General features: G+C 44.3%; 20 protein-coding genes and 1 riboswitch. Of the genes, 9 read left to right on the forward strand and 11 right to left on the reverse strand.

From position 1 onward, the window contains the following. Positions 1 to 8: 8 nt before the first annotated feature. From B9G69_RS04835 to B9G69_RS18170, 5 genes are read left to right on the forward strand one after another with little or no spacing between them, the layout of a single operon-like run. Positions 9 to 413, forward strand: a complete 405-nt coding sequence (locus tag B9G69_RS04835) for a MerR family DNA-binding protein (protein ID WP_088616656.1) — start codon at positions 9 to 11, stop codon at positions 411 to 413. Further along, positions 413 to 1,462 carry an ACR3 family arsenite efflux transporter gene (gene arsB / locus B9G69_RS04840; RefSeq protein WP_088616655.1) on the forward strand — a complete coding sequence of 350 codons (1,050 nt, stop codon included), beginning with the start codon at positions 413 to 415 and terminating at the stop codon, positions 1,460 to 1,462. Before B9G69_RS04835 ends, arsB begins: the two co-directional genes overlap by 1 nt. A 10-nt stretch (positions 1,463 to 1,472) precedes the next feature. Then, positions 1,473 to 2,168: an arsenical resistance protein ArsH gene (gene arsH, locus B9G69_RS04845; RefSeq protein ID WP_088616654.1), complete on the forward strand. Its 696-nt coding sequence runs from the start codon at positions 1,473 to 1,475 to the stop codon at positions 2,166 to 2,168. Positions 2,169 to 2,187: 19 nt separating this feature from the next. Then, positions 2,188 to 2,310 carry a hypothetical protein gene (locus B9G69_RS18165; RefSeq protein WP_254916996.1) on the forward strand — a complete coding sequence of 41 codons (123 nt, stop codon included), beginning with the start codon at positions 2,188 to 2,190 and terminating at the stop codon, positions 2,308 to 2,310. Positions 2,311 to 2,333: 23 nt separating this feature from the next. Further along, on the forward strand, positions 2,334 to 2,609 hold the full coding sequence (locus tag B9G69_RS18170) for a hypothetical protein (RefSeq protein WP_254916995.1): 276 nt from the start codon (positions 2,334 to 2,336) through the stop codon (positions 2,607 to 2,609). On the opposite strand, the gene B9G69_RS04860 is transcribed toward B9G69_RS18170, so the two are convergent. Then, positions 2,581 to 2,790, reverse strand: a complete 210-nt coding sequence (locus B9G69_RS04860; RefSeq protein ID WP_088616653.1) for a hypothetical protein — start codon at positions 2,788 to 2,790, stop codon at positions 2,581 to 2,583. The two genes, B9G69_RS18170 and B9G69_RS04860, sit on opposite strands and share 29 nt — an antisense overlap. Beyond that, positions 2,787 to 3,173 carry a recombinase family protein gene (locus B9G69_RS04865; protein ID WP_088616652.1) on the reverse strand — a complete coding sequence of 129 codons (387 nt, stop codon included), beginning with the start codon at positions 3,171 to 3,173 and terminating at the stop codon, positions 2,787 to 2,789. Before B9G69_RS04865 ends, B9G69_RS04860 begins: the two co-directional genes overlap by 4 nt. A gap of 290 nt (positions 3,174 to 3,463) precedes the next feature. Between B9G69_RS04865 and B9G69_RS04870 the strand changes: the two genes are divergently transcribed. After that, positions 3,464 to 3,658 carry a hypothetical protein gene (locus tag B9G69_RS04870; RefSeq protein WP_088616651.1) on the forward strand — a complete coding sequence of 65 codons (195 nt, stop codon included), beginning with the start codon at positions 3,464 to 3,466 and terminating at the stop codon, positions 3,656 to 3,658. A gap of 10 nt (positions 3,659 to 3,668) precedes the next feature. Here B9G69_RS04870 and B9G69_RS04875 read toward each other — a convergent pair whose 3' ends face one another. From B9G69_RS04875 to B9G69_RS04885, 3 genes are all read right to left on the reverse strand, one after another. After that, a complete protein-coding gene (locus B9G69_RS04875; protein WP_088616650.1) occupies positions 3,669 to 4,403 on the reverse strand; it encodes a hypothetical protein in 735 nt (244 codons plus the stop codon). A gap of 135 nt (positions 4,404 to 4,538) precedes the next feature. Continuing rightward, positions 4,539 to 4,793, reverse strand: coding sequence for a YdcH family protein (locus B9G69_RS04880; protein ID WP_088616649.1), 255 nt, complete (start codon positions 4,791 to 4,793; stop codon positions 4,539 to 4,541). A 37-nt stretch (positions 4,794 to 4,830) separates the two neighbouring features. Continuing rightward, positions 4,831 to 5,979 (reverse strand): winged helix-turn-helix domain-containing protein, encoded by a 1,149-nt coding sequence (locus B9G69_RS04885; RefSeq protein ID WP_088616648.1) that lies wholly within the window; start codon positions 5,977 to 5,979, stop codon positions 4,831 to 4,833. A 218-nt stretch (positions 5,980 to 6,197) separates the two neighbouring features. On the opposite strand from B9G69_RS04885, the gene B9G69_RS04890 reads away from it, so the two are divergent. Further along, entirely contained in the window at positions 6,198 to 7,046 is an 849-nt protein-coding gene (locus B9G69_RS04890; RefSeq protein ID WP_217897729.1) for a transporter, read from the forward strand. A 5-nt stretch (positions 7,047 to 7,051) separates the two neighbouring features. Here B9G69_RS04890 and B9G69_RS04895 read toward each other — a convergent pair whose 3' ends face one another. Further along, positions 7,052 to 7,897, reverse strand: a complete 846-nt coding sequence (locus B9G69_RS04895) for an endonuclease/exonuclease/phosphatase family protein (protein ID WP_088616646.1) — start codon at positions 7,895 to 7,897, stop codon at positions 7,052 to 7,054. 183 nt (positions 7,898 to 8,080) lie between these two features. Here B9G69_RS04895 and B9G69_RS04900 point away from each other — a divergent pair, with 183 nt between their 5' ends. Next, complete coding sequence (locus B9G69_RS04900) at positions 8,081 to 8,446, forward strand: STAS/SEC14 domain-containing protein (protein ID WP_088616645.1); 366 nt, start codon at positions 8,081 to 8,083, stop codon at positions 8,444 to 8,446. A gap of 68 nt (positions 8,447 to 8,514) precedes the next feature. Here the strand turns inward: B9G69_RS04900 and B9G69_RS04905 are convergent, their stop codons facing one another. The 3 genes from B9G69_RS04905 to B9G69_RS04915 form a co-directional block, all read right to left on the reverse strand. Beyond that, entirely contained in the window at positions 8,515 to 9,342 is an 828-nt protein-coding gene (locus B9G69_RS04905; RefSeq protein WP_176400996.1) for a DUF3014 domain-containing protein, read from the reverse strand. Positions 9,343 to 9,458: 116 nt separating this feature from the next. Next, positions 9,459 to 11,063, reverse strand: a complete 1,605-nt coding sequence (locus B9G69_RS04910) for a S8 family serine peptidase (protein WP_088616643.1) — start codon at positions 11,061 to 11,063, stop codon at positions 9,459 to 9,461. Between the two features lie 9 nt (positions 11,064 to 11,072). Then, complete coding sequence (locus B9G69_RS04915) at positions 11,073 to 11,522, reverse strand: hypothetical protein (RefSeq protein WP_088616642.1); 450 nt, start codon at positions 11,520 to 11,522, stop codon at positions 11,073 to 11,075. A 182-nt stretch (positions 11,523 to 11,704) separates the two neighbouring features. Between B9G69_RS04915 and B9G69_RS04920 the strand changes: the two genes are divergently transcribed. Next, positions 11,705 to 12,130 carry a DUF2141 domain-containing protein gene (locus tag B9G69_RS04920; protein WP_088616641.1) on the forward strand — a complete coding sequence of 142 codons (426 nt, stop codon included), beginning with the start codon at positions 11,705 to 11,707 and terminating at the stop codon, positions 12,128 to 12,130. A gap of 62 nt (positions 12,131 to 12,192) precedes the next feature. Here the strand turns inward: B9G69_RS04920 and B9G69_RS04925 are convergent, their stop codons facing one another. Together B9G69_RS04925 and B9G69_RS04930 are read right to left on the reverse strand one after the other, a co-directional pair. Continuing rightward, the gene (locus B9G69_RS04925) at positions 12,193 to 13,194 is read right to left on the reverse strand and encodes an EamA family transporter (RefSeq protein ID WP_088616640.1); all 1,002 of its coding nucleotides are present in this window, start codon (positions 13,192 to 13,194) and stop codon (positions 12,193 to 12,195) included. A gap of 35 nt (positions 13,195 to 13,229) precedes the next feature. After that, positions 13,230 to 13,326, reverse strand: a riboswitch (purine riboswitch). Between the two features lie 158 nt (positions 13,327 to 13,484). Next, positions 13,485 to 15,713, reverse strand: coding sequence for a hypothetical protein (locus B9G69_RS04930; RefSeq protein ID WP_265437985.1), 2,229 nt, complete (start codon positions 15,711 to 15,713; stop codon positions 13,485 to 13,487). Position 15,714 lies beyond the last annotated feature (1 nt).

The following is a 15,714-nucleotide window of genomic DNA, read 5'->3' on the forward strand; positions in this document are numbered from 1 at the left end:
ATTGAGATATGAAAACACTTACCATCGGAAAACTAGCAATTGAAGCCTCCGTCGGAGTAGAAACAGTTCGCTTCTATGAACGCAAGGGTCTTATAAAAAAGCCTTCTGCAAAAGCTGGTTATCGACAGTATCCGCTAGCGGATGTTCAAACAATTCGATTTATAAAAAGAGCTCAAGAGCTTGGTTTTACTCTGAAAGAAGTCCAAGAGCTTCTAAAAGTTAATACGAATCCTAAGGCAACTTGTGGAGACGTGCAAAAACTTGCTGGGACTAAGCTAATGAAGGTCGAAGAAAAGATTCGAGATCTCCAAAAAATTCAAACTGCACTTAAGAAAATTGATCGTGCTTGTGAAGATAGCAAAGAAGCAGTTGCTTGCTGTCGAATCACAGACTGTTTTGAAGGGAAATGCTGATGAAAACAAAACAACTGTCCTTTTTAGACCGTTACTTAACTGTTTGGATTTTTCTTGCGATGTTCTTCGGTGTGGCCCTTGGATATTTCTTTCCAGGAATTGTACCTGCCCTGAATAAGATGAGCGTTGGCTCCACGTCTATTCCAATTGCAATTGGCCTCATACTAATGATGTATCCTCCCCTAGCCAAAGTGAAATACGAAGAACTTAAATTCGTTTTCCAGAATAAAAAAATTCTGACTCTCTCGCTTGTGCAGAATTGGATTCTGGGACCAGCGTTAATGTTCGCTCTAGCTTTAGTCTTCTTAAAAGACTATCCGGAATACATGATTGGTTTAATATTAATTGGACTGGCTCGATGTATTGCAATGGTACTAGTTTGGAATGAATTAGCCGAAGGAAGTCCCGAGTATTGTGCCGGGCTTGTCGCATTTAATTCTATTTTTCAAATACTACTATTTCCCGCCTATGCCGTCTTCTTTCTAAAAGTCCTTCCTGGCTGGCTAGGCATTCAGCAAACCGAAATCCATCTTTCAATGTCTGAAGTTGCTCATTCCGTTCTTCTCTATCTTGGTGTTCCATTCGTCGCAGGCTATTTAACTCGAAAAACTTTACGCAAGAAAAATGGCGATAATTGGTACGAGACTATATTCCTGCCAAAAATTAGTCCCGTTACGTTGATAGCACTTCTTTTAACGATCGTTTTAATGTTCTCCCTTAAAGGCGAACAAATGATTCAACTTCCTCTCGATGTCGTTCGCATCGCGATTCCCCTCGCCGTTTACTTCGTAATCATGTTTCTATTTTCATTCATGATGAGCAAGAAAACAGGAGCTAACTACAAACAATCCGCGACCTTATCTTTTACGGCCGCTTCGAATAATTTCGAGCTAGCTATTGCAATCGCTATTGCCACTTTTGGGATTGGTCATGGGGCTGCATTCGCGGCGGTCATTGGCCCCCTCGTGGAAGTACCTGTTTTGATCGCATTGGTTTCAGTGTCTTTGTGGATTAAAAGAAAATATTTTTCCTCCACAGTCAAAGTTTAGGAGAATCAGCATGAACAATGAATCTAACTTTTTAAAAGATGAGAAATTTGCTCTTAAACCTGACGCACACCAAATACTTTCATCAACTCACGCGGCAAAAATTCTAATCCTCCACGGCTCTCTCAGACCGAAATCCTTCTCAAGACTCTTAGCTGCTGAGGCTGGACGTATCCTTTCTTACATGGGTGCAGAGGTGAAATTCTTCGATCCCGCAGATCTTCCGCTATTCGATCAAGAGTCTCATACCCACCCCAAGGTGACGGAACTCAGAGAACTGAGCCAGTGGTCGGAAGGACAAGTATGGGTTTCACCTGAAATGCATGGCAACGTATCGGGCGTGATGAAAAATCAAGTTGATTGGATCCCCCTCAGTATCGGAGCAGTTCGCCCAACACAAGGTCGCACACTAGCAGTAATGGAAGTTTCTGGCGGATCACAATCCTTCAACGCAGTAAATACCCTGAGAGTCCTTGGTAGATGGATGCGGATGATCACTATTCCGAATCAGTCTTCCGTGCCTCAGGCCTACAATGAATTCAACGAAGATGGTACAATGAAGGAATCTTCTTACCGCGACCGTGTCGTTGATGTCCTAGAAGAGCTTTTACGAATGACTTATCTCACTCGTGATGTTCGTGATTTTTTGGTAGATCGCTACAGTGAGCGCAAAGAACATCAACTCAAAGTTGACCTCAAAAAAATGTAACTCAGCCTTTGGAGGCCCCATGAAGATCCTATTTTTGTGTGTAGCAAACTCAGCCAGAAGCCAACTCGCAGAAGGGCTCGCTAAATCAATTTTCGGGTCTGCCGCGGAAATTGAAAGTGCAGGCTCACAGCCAGTGGAGTAGTTCAACCTTTTGCTGTCGTTGCATTGAAAGAAGTTGGAATAGACATCTCGGCCAACACTTCGAAGTCGATTCCCGACCTTTCTCCCAATTTTTTAAATTCTTTAGACTATGTAATCACTCTTTGCGCTGAAGAGGTCTGCACCGTGCTTCCCTCAAAAACTGCCAAAAAACTCCATTGGCCAATTCCAGATCCCGCTTCGGCGCCAGAGAATGATAAACTCACTGCGTTCAGAGAGGCACGCGAATCCATTCAATTGAAATTGAAAGAATTTAAAAGTAGCCTCCCACCAAGCCGCTAGTTCCTTTCGCGGCCAAGAAGGGATCGCCAAGCCTTGGCGATCCCCAAGTCTCAGTTCGTGATTCGTAAATTAATCTAACTTGGGCCTTTAAAATGGCGGCATGGATGTCATTCACGTGTTTACCGACCGCCCACATTGATACGACCGTGAAGGACCACAGTATTATATTTGTGAAGTTCATAACTTCTCTCCTTTGATAATAATTTTCTTAGATTCAAAACGTGCGACGATCTTTTTGACCGCCTTGTTGTGCCACTCCTTGGCCTTTCGAGGCTTGATCTTCTTTCCATTCAGATATCGAGTGATGTCATTGGCGTTCATGCCTAACTTCCAATGGCGGTGGATTTTCATTAGTGCGTCGTATTCGATTGGGTTCTTAACTAGCTCACCCTGGAAGTAACAGTAGCCAAATGGTGGCGGCGCCTTGGTCTTCCGGATGCGCCATTGCGCCACCTGTTCTGGGGTTGGACTTGAAGGACGAAGTTCCAAGCCCGCCTTCAATAGCAGGTCTCGGACCTTCGTTTTCGAGATATTAAGCTCTTTAGCGACATCCCTTAACGTCATGCCTTTTTTATAAAGCTCGATACATTCTCTCGAATTATCTTTCTTTATTTGAAAATTTATCTTAATAAAATCAACGAGTTGAAAAGGTTCGCATAATACAGGCTTTGGGCGACCATTTTTCTTATCCAGCCTTTGGCTGGGAAAAATGGCTGTCTACACTTCTGCTCCGCAGAAGTACTTTCTAAAGTTATTTTAAAGCCTTTTGAATTGCTTCAAAAGGCTTTTTTCATTTATGGCGCTGGGGACCCCAAAAGTTCGCATTCGCTCACTTTATTTTTTTCGGAGGTTTTGTGTCTCAGTCTTTGGATCCTAAAAATTTAGCGCTGACAGCTGACACTTCTGAAGAGCTTACTGCTGAGGCTGAGTTGCTTGAGGAGACTTTTGGAGCGGCGGATACACTTGAGGATTTTACGAAGGCTTTGATGGAGAGTCTTACTTCGAAACTTCATGCAAATATTGACGATATTTTTAAGCAGAATAAATAGTGATCACTTCCTAAGGGAAGTTGGCGTCTTGTGCGTTTCCGTTCTTAAATATTGAACGAAGCATTTTACAGCGTGATGGATCGTCTGAGTCGTCACAGCTGGCCGTTTGTAGCTTCATTTTTAAAGCTGTTTGTCGCCCTGCGGAGCCAGGGCGAAGTATTGGTGAAGCGTAGGCTTCGCCTGCAAAGCCAGAAACAGATCTTTCCCCTAAATGACAAACACGACAACTAGTTCCGAACGATTCCCGAATAGAATCGTAGGGGGCTGCTACATCAAGTTCCGAAACCACTGGAAACTTGATTTCGCCCTTTACTGACTCGGTTGATGAAATAACCTGACTAAACTCGACCAATTCACGCCCAATACCTTTGGGGGTTACACTGACAATCAGGTTATTAACGAAAATAAAAATTCTTGGGTTATTCGAATCAACGGAAGGCTGTGCACTGCCGGTGCTTTCGAAAGAATAAACCTTCAATGGCTGTGGAAGATTTTCTATCAGACAGGGAATGCTTAAAGGTTTAGGCAACACATTGATCAGACTTGTCACCTCGTCGATACCTTTTGGGTTTCGATATTGGGCGGGAGCCAAAACGCAATTGTCGCTGGATACAACATCCGACGATCCTGACTCAAGTTCGTCATTCAAAGTGTTAGCAAGCTCAAAACCATCACAATTAACAAATGCGGTCACCAACAACGACGCTAAGATCATCCATTTAATAATTGTTACTGTTTTTTGCAAACCATTCCCCCGGAAGTGATCTTTAGTGTACCAACAGATCAACAGGGGCCGCCAGAGTCGTGTGTCAAATTGGGACGGATTTTCATCCGTCCCATGAATTTTCAGTCTGGGGTGGAGTCATCCCCCCGCGAGTAATTAGTTTTTCTTGTAAGCCTCTGCCGCTTTTTGCATCGACTCTTTAAGATGAAGGCGTTTGATTTTAAGTTCCTTCATCACTTCGTCTGTCAGAAATTCTAAACCCTCTTCGCTTTTTGTGATTTGCGAATCGATTTTGTCGTGGTCATGCATTAGTTTTTGAAAATGAGCATCAGATGTTTTTAGGTGATGAATAGCATCAGCCAGTTCAGGAAATTCGACGGCAAGATTGTGTGATAATAAATTTGTTTTCATAGGTAAAACGCTAACACCGAACTACCGCTTTTGCCAACTAATCAGCCGCAAGTTGGAATTTTTCAAAGCGATTTAACTCGGCCTCAATCAATTGTTTATTAGATTTTGATTTGTGTTTCGCCAACCAACTCCACTGCTGGATTAACAATTGTCGATTTTGCCGATCCGTTTTTAAATCTAAAACAGCAACAGCCTGATCGCCGATGATGACTGGCAAAGTGAAATATCCGTACTTGCGCTTTTCTTTGGGCAAATAAGCCTCGAACCGATGGTCATAGCCAAAGAACATATTGAAGCGCTTACGCTGGATAACCAGCGGATCAAAGGGCGATAAAATATGGGTCAAATGACTTACATCGGGAATTTCGGATTCTAAAAGCTTCCCATCAATCCAGAACTGATGCTTCTGGACGCCTTCAACTTCCACTGGCAGCAAAGCTCCTTTACGAACTTTCACATCAAGGCACTTTAAAATTTCTTTTTTATGTGCTGCCTTTTCCATATAACAAATTGAATCTAGGCTAACGACACCTTGCGATTGTAAAGCACGATTGATGTGGTATTCAGAAACCTCTGAGGGTCTTGCAGCCTTGGGACATTTGCTCCATCCGAAATGGCGATTAGTTAGTTGGTATTTCTTTAACATTCCCACGCGTTCCGAAATGACAAGGTCACCGCCGTTAAAGGCGGCTTGCAGGTGTCGTTTGGATGGTTTTTTACTCGCCCAGGGGTGATTTTTTTCAATCAACTCTTCGTCATTCACATCTCGAATGGAAATAGGTCCTTCTTTTTTAATCTTTGCGACGACCTTCTTGATATCTGATGTTGTGACATCTGAATACCAGCTTGAAGGATTATCCTTACGGCGCTTCATATCGTTCATGAAGTACTTAAAGTCATCGGTGGCGATATATGCCAGCGCATGAGTCCAATATTCAAATACTGTTTTATCTTTAGTTTGCGCCTGATGCAGATAAGACCTTTTGTAATCCGGAATGCGGGAATACAAAATGTGGTGATGCGAACGTTCGATCACGTGAATCGTGTCTATCTGCACGTACCCCAAGTGTTTGATGGCTTTAACAACAGCCCTTTTACCACTTCCAAACGAATGCGTCTGATCCAGGCCTTGAGCCTGCAGCCAAATCGCGCGCACTTGTGCTGGAGTGAGAATTACTTTAGACATTGCTCTTTTAGAAATACCTTATTTATTGTCACAAGACACCTCTATTCTGTATCAACGCCGTGAGCACCGTGTATGTTGATAAATGTGTTCTAAATGTTTTTGGCCTCATGTAAAAATAAATGGTGGGCACTAATAAAGAATCGTGATTCATTCGCGCACTTCACTGGCACAGATGGTGTCTTGATTATTTCAAGCTGCTTCTTGGGTTACTCCTGCTAGTGCCTTCGATAACCTATGCGGATGGGGCGCGGGATTGGCAAAGCATACCGTTCGATACCAACCTGCTTTTTATATATTACACATACTCTAACAATGAAGTCTCCATTGATCCTTCGCTGCCGATTGATGGAGTTTCAGTCAATGCAAACGTACCAATCATTCGTTATGCGCGCAGTTTTGCTATCAATGGAAAAATTGGAGGCATCCAGTTGATCGTCCCTTATGGTTTTGTTGATGCGCGAATCACCGGTACGAACATGACGACATCCGCGCAGGGCTGGGGTGATGTTAACACCATATTGTTCGCTAACTTATTTGGAGCGCCTGCCTTGACTCGAGCACAGTTTGTAAAGTGGACACCGGAGGACTATTTAACAGCAGCGGTCGGCATTACAGCTCCAACCGGCTCTTATCACGAGGACAGCATTCTGAATATTGGTAAAAATAGATGGAGCTTTAAACCACAGCTCTCGTACGGAACTTATCTTTCCCGGCGCACGCTTCTTGCCATCAATGCCAATGTTCAGATATTCACCGACAACGATGGATATAAAAATAGGGAGAGATTGAGCCAAGACCTTCTTTACGGTCTGGAACTCCATCTAAGTCGCGACATCAATAATACCATTTGGGTTGCTGGCGACGGCTTTTATGCTTATGGCGGCGAAACAAAAATCGATGGCGCTCATCAGAATAACTGGCAAAGAACTTTGCGAGTGGGGCTAAGTGCTGGATTAAAAATAGATTCTGCAACAGCGATGAGTGCCTCTGCCACGCGTTCGGTATTACGGGAAGATTACACTCCTTCGACTACTACTTTTTCTATAAACTTAAATCGAGCCTACTAACACTCTTAAATTTCCAGATCGACAACCACGGGTTGGTGATCTGAAACCAAAAATCCCAATTTAGTTCGAGGCATCTGTACTTCGTAGGCACAGGCCGTCGTGTTGACGTCTGTTAAAATATAATCAAAGCGCCACCCACCGATAATAAATGTACTTTCCGAACCTTTAGGTGGGGTCACTGAACTCGAACGTGTGTCGAGCATTCTTGCCTTCAACAATGCTTGGGTCTGCTCACCCGACTTCACATTCAAGTCACCCATCAACACCACTGAGCGATTGCCTGCAATTCGATCGATACTTTGAAGCATCAGCTTGGCACTTTCTTCTCGAGCTATTTTGCTTTTATGGTCAAAGTGAGCATCGAAAACAAATATGTCTTTGCCGGTCCGCTTATCTTGTAAGTGGGCCCATACTGATCGGCGCGCTGTGGAAGTTCCCCAGCTTTCACTATTTGGAACATCTGGTGTTAGAGACAGCCAAATCTCCCCTTGGTCCAGCAGCTGAAATTTACAGGGATTGTAGAACAAAGTAGTGTACTCGGTCTTATAATCCGAGGCTGGCCTTGGACGAAAAATTTTTTGGAGTTTAAGATTCTTGGCGGAAAGGGACTCTAGCATGGCTTCCGTGCCTTCTTGAGTCGCCAATACGTCAATTTGCTGATGGAAGCTCCATTCTGCAATAGCAGTGGATCGACTTTCCCAGGTACCGAAAAACTTTGAATGAGATACTTCTGTCGTCATCAAGTTAAGAGTAGCGACGCGTACTGAATTCAGGCTCCCCGTCTGACAAACAGGGACATCACTCGCCATAGACTGCGCCATCAGAAACGCTAATATTCCGATCCAACTCATACGTTTAATGCTCCAGAAGAAATACGTTCAGCGATCCGAAATACTTTGTCGACAGAAAAACAGTTTCTAAAAGAGTAAATGATGCAGGTGGTGATGACTGCAATATCGCAAATTTGACTGCAATGAGGTCCCACTTTAGAAAATTCCTGCGAAAATACCTTTTGATTCAACAAGGGAGTTAAAATGTTGACCTACCGCGAAGATCGAGATCAAAAATTTATCGAGTTCAAAGTTTCAGGCAAAGTCACTCGAGAAGAGTTTCAAGCTTTCACAGAAAAAATCCAACCCCGATTAGAAAAATGGAAAGGCATTCGCCTTGTGGAAGTTATAGAGAACCTGGATGGTGTGGAAATTTCGGCCTTGATGAAGGACATTCAATTTGGACTAAAAAATTGGGGCCTTTTCAACCGCCTGGAAAAATGCGCCGTCGTAGCCGATCAAAAATGGATTCGCGTCCTTGCCGACTCTATCGATCCACTTTTCAAACCTGAAATTAAAGTTTTTCAGCCTGCACAAATTGAAGAAGCTCGAGACTGGGCACTCCACTGAAGATTTTGATCAGTGATTAGAAAGACAGTCGTAGCGCCCTCACCCGGGCGCTACATAACTGCTAAGATTTATTGAGAACTAACAAGCAACGCTCGTAATTCCTTCATACGCTCTTTTACCAGAGCCGAATGGGCCGGACCTATTCTGAATAAGACTTTTTGCACAGCCGGAGCTGCTTCAAGCTCTGCATCTTCAAAAACAAAACGCCCTCCATCGATCACAAGCGAAGTATCCAAGCTCGGGTCCTTGGCACCGATGATTTGGTCCAAAACATCGACGACTCGGTCATTGAAATAACCTTTGCGTCCCATTTCGGCATAACCTGCCTGCAACAAGGGGTACATGCGTTGGTAGAAGGATACGAGCTTTTTCAAATCTGCGGATTTCAAAAGTTCTGCATAAGAATCGTAACGACGGAAATTCTGTTCACTGATCTGAACTTTATCACCAAGGGTCGTCGTTTTGAAATCACCATTCACAGATTCAAAAATCGAAGCCTGAGCGGGAATTTTAGTTTCTGTGGCGTTTTCAAACATCAGCACGAAATGTCGAACGAAGTTCTCAAGGCGTAATAGTTCTTGGCCCTCTTCTTTGCCAAAGAAAGATTTCCAACGGGCTGCGATCTCTGTCCCCATATTTTGCTGAGTCAATGCTGCGGGTTTGGCTCCACCGACTGTTTCATCAGAAGATTCGTTGGCAGCTGGGACAGGATGCTGAGGGCTGCTTGATGTGTCATCGCTGGCTACACCTGAAGCAGGCTCTGGAGTTGCAGTCGCTTCTGTTGCTGTCTCTGGAACAGCCGCCGGATTGAATCGCACATAAAGGGCAACACCCAGTGCAAGAACTGCAAGGACCAAAATGGCAGAAACTATTTTAACGTCGGTTTTATTGCGCATACTCACCTCCATCATATTTCAGCTTGTGAAGAGGTAAATTGTCACGACAATAGGCAGAATAAAAAAGGGAGCATCACGGCCGTGTGCTCCCCCGGGAAATTTTTAAAACTTAATTCTTATTCCTTAATTTTTTTATACTTTTTGCGAACAGCGTATGCGCCATCAACGGCAGCTTTGGCATTTACCAAGCCCTTACCTGTTTGGTTTGGAATGTCTGTTTTAATAGGTGTTGCAGTTCCTTCCATGATTTGGCGCAATTTCCAGGCGGTAAGCCCCGGAACGGTTGCCCTCATCAAGGCGGTCACACCCGCGACATACGGCGATGCCATTGAAGTGCCGCTGAATTCCGCATAATCGGATGCTTGAACCTCAAGGCGAACATTCATACCGGGAGACTTCATCAGGTTAAGGATCAGATTTTCACCGGCGGCAGTTTCCACCATGATAACTGGAATTTTGATGGGTTCATCGGTCAAGGACCCACTGACTAATGCAGAATCATTATTCGCAATGATGATGGCAGCAGCACCCGCGGTTGCCGCATTTTTGATTTTATCAAGCAATGGCAAGTTGCCACGTTTTACAACCAAGATTTTTCCTGCCACTGCAACTTTGGAAAGGTCATCCACTGTACCGAACTCAGCATACACTGCAGACTGGTTTAAAGAAGCCGTTGGAACGCCCGTGAAAGTGACGGATGGAAGAGATTGGAATGTTCCCGCTTCGGTTTGAAAGCTAGCAACAGACATACGACCCATTCCCATTGGAACAGATGAACGAATGCTTACACCTGGAGCCATGACATCCAGAGCTGCACTCCAATTAGAAAAAGCGGCCCGCTTACCATCGAAATCGACAGCACCAACTGCTTCAACGGAAGGATAGCCAGCTGGCAAAGGAGTCGCCTCCATCCCATTATTGCCCATGGCTGCAACGACGGGAACTTGAATCCCGTCCAATTGGTTGATCATGAATCTTTCTGGCACGCTTCCACCACCACCTAAAGACATATTCACAACGTCAACCTTTTCACGGTAAGCCCAACCCAACGCTTTTGGGACTGCATCGTTTGTGCACCCTTTAACTCCGCAAACTTTAGCGATCAACAAAGTGGCTTCTGGAGCCACTCCCACGGCTTCAACGGAAGCCAGGCCTGCAATGATTCCAGCCACGTGGGTACCGTGACCTTCCTTATCAGTCGCATCCGTTGGATCACCGTCTTCAGTAAAGTTTTTCATTTGCTCAATACGGCCTGCAAATGCAGGATGATTTTTATCGATACCGGTATCGATCACCATCACACGAGCACCTTTACCACGTGTCGTGGCCCACGCCTCTGGAACCTTCAACATTTTTAGACCGGGGGATGCAGGAACTTCCGCACTCATTAAAGTCATACGGGGCATGCCGGAAGTCGCTGTGACCGCTAGCTGCGTACGAGGAGCCGCGAACACAGTTTGTTTTTCGATGAAGTTCAAATCTTTTGCATCAATATATTTCAGTATTTGCTCTTGGGATTCTGCTTTGATCACTAGAACTTTAATTTCAGAAAGATCAGAATCAAGTTTGATTCCTGTTGATGAATTTTGGATCAGAGCTTTAAAAGCTTGCGCACGAGTTTGCTCTTTGAAGGAAACAAGGAATTTAGAGGCATTCGCTGAAGTGGCCGCCAATGACAAGACCAGGACGGCGAACAAAGCAGATAATTTAGGCGTGTTCATTTCAATTCCTTATTTACGTTTGCAAGTATAGATGTGGCGAATATTTGTTGGAGCTTTATCTGGACAAGACAGAATCGTCTGATCATCCATTTCGATGTCGGTTCCTTTAATCGTGAAAACAGTGATGGAATCCACCGCTAATGGCAATGACGGACAAAAAGCCGAGGATACATGCGTCTGCATGCGAGCGCGCAAACTTTGACCCTCGCAAGATGTTGTATAAGTCGTTGGAAATCCATCACCCTTATTGCGAGTTTCCGGAATACCGTTAGCAACAAGCTTGGTTCCATTGATTTGATAAATGACCTGGCCACCTTCAGTACCTTTACCGATACTAAAAGAGTTCACTGGACCCGAATCATCCTGGGTTGCACAATCAAAATTGCCCTGAAGTTCGGGACAAGAGAAAGCAGGAATAGCCAAAAATATGATTAGTAGATTCAAAGTAAATTTAAGCATGCGCAGGGGTTAAAGGTTCGCCTGGGGCTTGTCAATAACTCTAAAACCCACGCAACTTGTTGATGCGGTTATTGCGACCTTTGCGCCGCGTCAGTTGCTCAACAAATCATGGATTCAATTTAATCCGCAATACATTGACCGAGAGCCGCCAATTTGAAAGAACACCTGCTTAAGGAGTATTCATGAAATTCATCGCATTTCTTACGGTTTTGTTGTCCCTAGCACCTCAAGCATTCAGCGCCACAGTTACCATCGAAGGCTTTAGAAATACCAAAGGCTTTGCTGCCGTTAGCGTTTTTCATGAAAGAGAACAAAGAGCTTTCCCTGGTGACGCAGAAAAAGCCATCAAAACTCTTTATGTTCCCGTTCCAAAAAATTCTAAATTAGAATTCACTCTGGATAATATGCCGGCTGGAAAATATGCGGTGGCGATTCTTCATGATGAAGATGGAAACAAAAAACTAAATACGGTTTTGGGTTATCCCCGTGAAGGCTTTGGCTTCTCTAACAACCCAACGATCCTTGTGGGCGCACCTGCATTTTCAAAATGCGCGGTGGAGTTGCGTGACGACTCTGTTGTGAAAATCAAAATGAAGTACTTCTACTAAAGCTGCTTCGATCAAATCTTGTAAAATAAAAAGGGGCTGCTAAACAGCCCTTTTTATTTCAATTATGGAGTCCTAGGGTGCGAGGAGCCTGTAATAGAGATCATCCGATAGTTCAATAAGACAATCGCAATGATGATAACGGCGACACCCAGCCATTGTTTTGCAATGACCGTCTCATTCAAGAAAATAAAAGCAATCGTCACGGCAAATGGCAATTCAACAGATGACAAAATACTACCAAGACCCACCCCCACAATCGGGAAACCTTTATTCAACATGATCGGCGGAATAATCGTTCCAAAGATCGCTACGATTAAACCATAGGTCAAAAAGATGTTGGGATTAAAAGCTTGATTGCGGATGAATTCTTCACCCACTAAATGCAGATTCAAGTAAAATGGCAAAATCTGGGTAAGTAATCCAAAGACCAATACAATGAATGAACCACTGTATAGCATATACTGACTGCGCTTCACGGAATGTAGATGGGACGCAACCGTGCTAGTGGCAAACATCGTCCAACTGAAAGACATTGCCGCCATAAGCCCCAGAATCACGCCACGAATATCCAACGAGACTTTCGTTGCACCTAACACATTTGTCGCAAGTAAAGTTCCGAACAGAACTAAGACCACCGCCAAAATTTTATCTGCTTTGGGAAAGGTTTTTTTCTGAAAGGCTTCCACCACAACTCCCATCCACACCGTTTGCATAAGCAAGACCACGGCGACGGATGCATCAATGTATTTCACAGCAAGATAATAGAACACACTGGTAAGCCCAACGGGAATACCTGCAATCATCAAACTCACAATATCGGAGCGTGACGGTTTCGGAGAACTTTTTTTAAGGAACTGACTCATGATCGTAAGAACCAAAGCCCCCCAACCAAACTGCGCCATTGTCACTTCGGCAGTTGTAAAGTTTTGCTTGTAAGCAAGCTTTACGAAAGTAGAAAGCATACCATAGCTGGATGAGCCAAGAATGATAAAAAGAATACCGATCGCTAGACCGTTTACACGTGTTGAAGATTGAATTTCGAAAGATCCAGATTGAGCTGCCATTTTCCCGTACTACCACTGACTAGAGTTAATTTTGTCAGTTAATATTTCGTTCCAATAGTCAACTCTTAGAGGGAGTTGGTAGAGACGTTCAACCAATCTTGAACTTATATCGTTACGTATTAACAGCTCGAAAATATCACAGTCCGTAGAGATGGCAAATTGCAAATGCAATTTCGACCTTTATTCGAATCTGAACGTCTCAAATTCTATCTATTAGTTAAAAGGCTTGATGTAGCGCGTGAGAATTCCCCGGGGCGTATCGACTGCGCCCCAGGGTTGGGATGAAAATGTTAAAGTGCTGGTTTCAAAGGTGGAAGGGTTGCAAAACCATTCTTCACTGCATCTTTCGTAACACCAGGAACTTCCGAGAACACAGGCTTCGTATACTCTTTGTTATAACGACCAGCCATAGATGTCGTCGTGTACTTCACGTTATAAGAAGACATGTATGTATTGTTGATTGAGTAATTCATCTCAACACCTGCACCTGCAATCTCGAGAATCGTCTGGAACAGGAATGGACTTCTTAGCATTTCTTTACCAAAACTTGCGTAAGAATTTGCAAAAGCTTTGTCATTGCGATTCACATGCATCGCCATATCGCCCACTGCCGTGTGCATTTTCTCTGCAGAATCATTCGCCGTCCACTTGATACGCATGTCACAGCTACTCATAGCTTCATCTTTGCGGCAAAGTTCCCATACGTCTGAATTGCGTGTGTACTCTTCGGCCTTTTTATTTACCAAAGATTTGAATTGATACTCAGACATCGAGTTGATTTTATTCATCACTTTCATCGTCTGAGATTCATCCAGCGTCGCTGTGAAATTGACTTTCGCATATTGCAGGCTCGCCAACGTGGGCAAATTTACCAAAAGGCCTGTCATACCCGTTTTTTTAACAAGCTCTTTTATAGCTGCGCGAATATCTTTGTGGTTGGATGCCTCGTCATCAGCAGACCAAGTGTACTGACCAAACATCGTTTTTTCGGTGTTACGGACTTCACGGTCGTCGATTTTAACCACAGCGCCATAGAAGGCCTCTGTCATCGATGTATGAGTATCCCAAAGCTTGCTGCGTTTTTCTTTCAAATAAATACCATATTGAATATCGGAATTCGTTTGACCATAGAAATCTTGGCTCGAAGAAATGTCATAGATTCTGCCTGCAGTCCAAGTTTTGTAAGCCAAGATAGGGATACCGAAGAAGAAGTTATTCAACTTACCAGATTGTCTTTGGTTGATTTTTTCCCATTTAACAACCGGGCCACCTGGGTTGGCTTGAGCATACTTTTGAACACCCGCAACGTTCCCATTGATCAAATCATTGTATGCTTTCGCGCCATTTTCGTCTTGAACATTGATCATGTAAGACACGCCGTCAGACACAGATTTGAATTTTGAAGAACTCACTGTTGCAAGTGACATTGACATCTGAGCTTGCAATGTATCGATCTTCACATCATCGATGCGTACATAAACGTTCTTAGTATCGATTTTTTCTACGTACGTTTGGAAAGTACCTTGTGCCACATAGGTTGGACCAGCGCCAATCGATGCAAAACCTATAGAAGACGAGAAAATAATTCCACCATTCGAAGCGTAAGTTACGTTGTCACCTTGTGCCCAACCGGTAAAATCCGAAGCTTTTGAAGGAAGCGATAAGGCTGGGTAAGTCATTGCTTGCTGTTGCGTTTTTAAGTTGCGTGTGGAAACCATGTCGCGACCATTAAACGGAATAAGACCAATACTGCCCCATGCAGACCGCGCCAAGCCCGTGGCATTTTCAAAATAGAACATCACGTTGGCACCGACACCGGCTGCTAAACTTTGATACTTCGTTACTTGGAACCCACCTGAATAGTCACCAGAGATCAACGTATCACGGGAAGCATCATAATCTTGCTTTACAGCCGCAGTTAAAGCGGATGCCAAACGAGGACTGTAAGTCGTTTTATTTACAACTTGAGTGCCCCAGTCAAAATTCAAAAAGAATGCAGGCAATAGTTTAGCCTTCAATTTTCTTTTTGGCTTATCATCACGACGCTCTTGTACCTGAGCTTTTTCTTCCTGAGGTTTTTCTTCAGCAGGTTTTTGCTCTTCCTTAGCTGGAGCTTGCGCTGCCGGCTTTTGCTCTTCGGGTTTTTGTTCAACTGGTTTTTCAGCCACCGGGCTCGCTTGAGGTTTCGGAGATGCCGAAGGAGCTGGCGTCACTGACGGCTGAGCCGTTGGTTGTGGAGACGGCTGTGGCGTAGGCTGCGTCACCGGAGGCGTCGGTGTCGGCGTTTGCACCGGCGTTACCGGAGTCGGAGATGGTGTTGGCGTAGGAGTCGTCGGCTTGGTCGGCGGCGTCGGTTTAGGAGGTTGAGGTTTTGGTGGCGTTGGCTTTGGTGGCTTAGGTGGTTTATGACCACACTTGATATGATGTTTATGAGATCCACCCGCCTGAGCTTCCTGTTGAAGACTCAGGGACATTCCAAGAACCGTTAAAACCGCAAGGGCAAGTTTCGAGCTCGACACA

The organism is Bdellovibrio sp. SKB1291214 (genome assembly GCF_002209355.2).
GTDB lineage: Bacteria > Bdellovibrionota > Bdellovibrionia > Bdellovibrionales > Bdellovibrionaceae > Bdellovibrio.

What these genes read in the sequence shown, in the direction of transcription:
- B9G69_RS04835 (WP_088616656.1), top strand. Translation starts at nt 9, where the DNA reads ATGAAAACACTTACCATCGGAAAACTAGCAATTGAAGCCTCCGTCGGA.
- arsB (WP_088616655.1), top strand. Translation starts at nt 413, where the DNA reads ATGAAAACAAAACAACTGTCCTTTTTAGACCGTTACTTAACTGTTTGG.
- arsH (WP_088616654.1), top strand. Translation starts at nt 1,473, where the DNA reads ATGAACAATGAATCTAACTTTTTAAAAGATGAGAAATTTGCTCTTAAA.
- B9G69_RS18165 (WP_254916996.1), top strand. Translation starts at nt 2,188, where the DNA reads ATGAAGATCCTATTTTTGTGTGTAGCAAACTCAGCCAGAAGCCAACTC.
- B9G69_RS04860 (WP_088616653.1), bottom strand. Translation starts at nt 2,790, where the DNA reads ATGAACTTCACAAATATAATACTGTGGTCCTTCACGGTCGTATCAATG.
- B9G69_RS04865 (WP_088616652.1), bottom strand. Translation starts at nt 3,173, where the DNA reads ATGACGTTAAGGGATGTCGCTAAAGAGCTTAATATCTCGAAAACGAAG.
- B9G69_RS04880 (WP_088616649.1), bottom strand. Translation starts at nt 4,793, where the DNA reads ATGAAAACAAATTTATTATCACACAATCTTGCCGTCGAATTTCCTGAA.
- B9G69_RS04885 (WP_088616648.1), bottom strand. Translation starts at nt 5,979, where the DNA reads ATGTCTAAAGTAATTCTCACTCCAGCACAAGTGCGCGCGATTTGGCTG.
- B9G69_RS04895 (WP_088616646.1), bottom strand. Translation starts at nt 7,897, where the DNA reads ATGAGTTGGATCGGAATATTAGCGTTTCTGATGGCGCAGTCTATGGCG.
- B9G69_RS04900 (WP_088616645.1), top strand. Translation starts at nt 8,081, where the DNA reads ATGTTGACCTACCGCGAAGATCGAGATCAAAAATTTATCGAGTTCAAA.
- B9G69_RS04905 (WP_176400996.1), bottom strand. Translation starts at nt 9,342, where the DNA reads ATGCGCAATAAAACCGACGTTAAAATAGTTTCTGCCATTTTGGTCCTT.
- B9G69_RS04910 (WP_088616643.1), bottom strand. Translation starts at nt 11,063, where the DNA reads ATGAACACGCCTAAATTATCTGCTTTGTTCGCCGTCCTGGTCTTGTCA.
- B9G69_RS04915 (WP_088616642.1), bottom strand. Translation starts at nt 11,522, where the DNA reads ATGCTTAAATTTACTTTGAATCTACTAATCATATTTTTGGCTATTCCT.
- B9G69_RS04920 (WP_088616641.1), top strand. Translation starts at nt 11,705, where the DNA reads ATGAAATTCATCGCATTTCTTACGGTTTTGTTGTCCCTAGCACCTCAA.
- B9G69_RS04925 (WP_088616640.1), bottom strand. Translation starts at nt 13,194, where the DNA reads ATGGCAGCTCAATCTGGATCTTTCGAAATTCAATCTTCAACACGTGTA.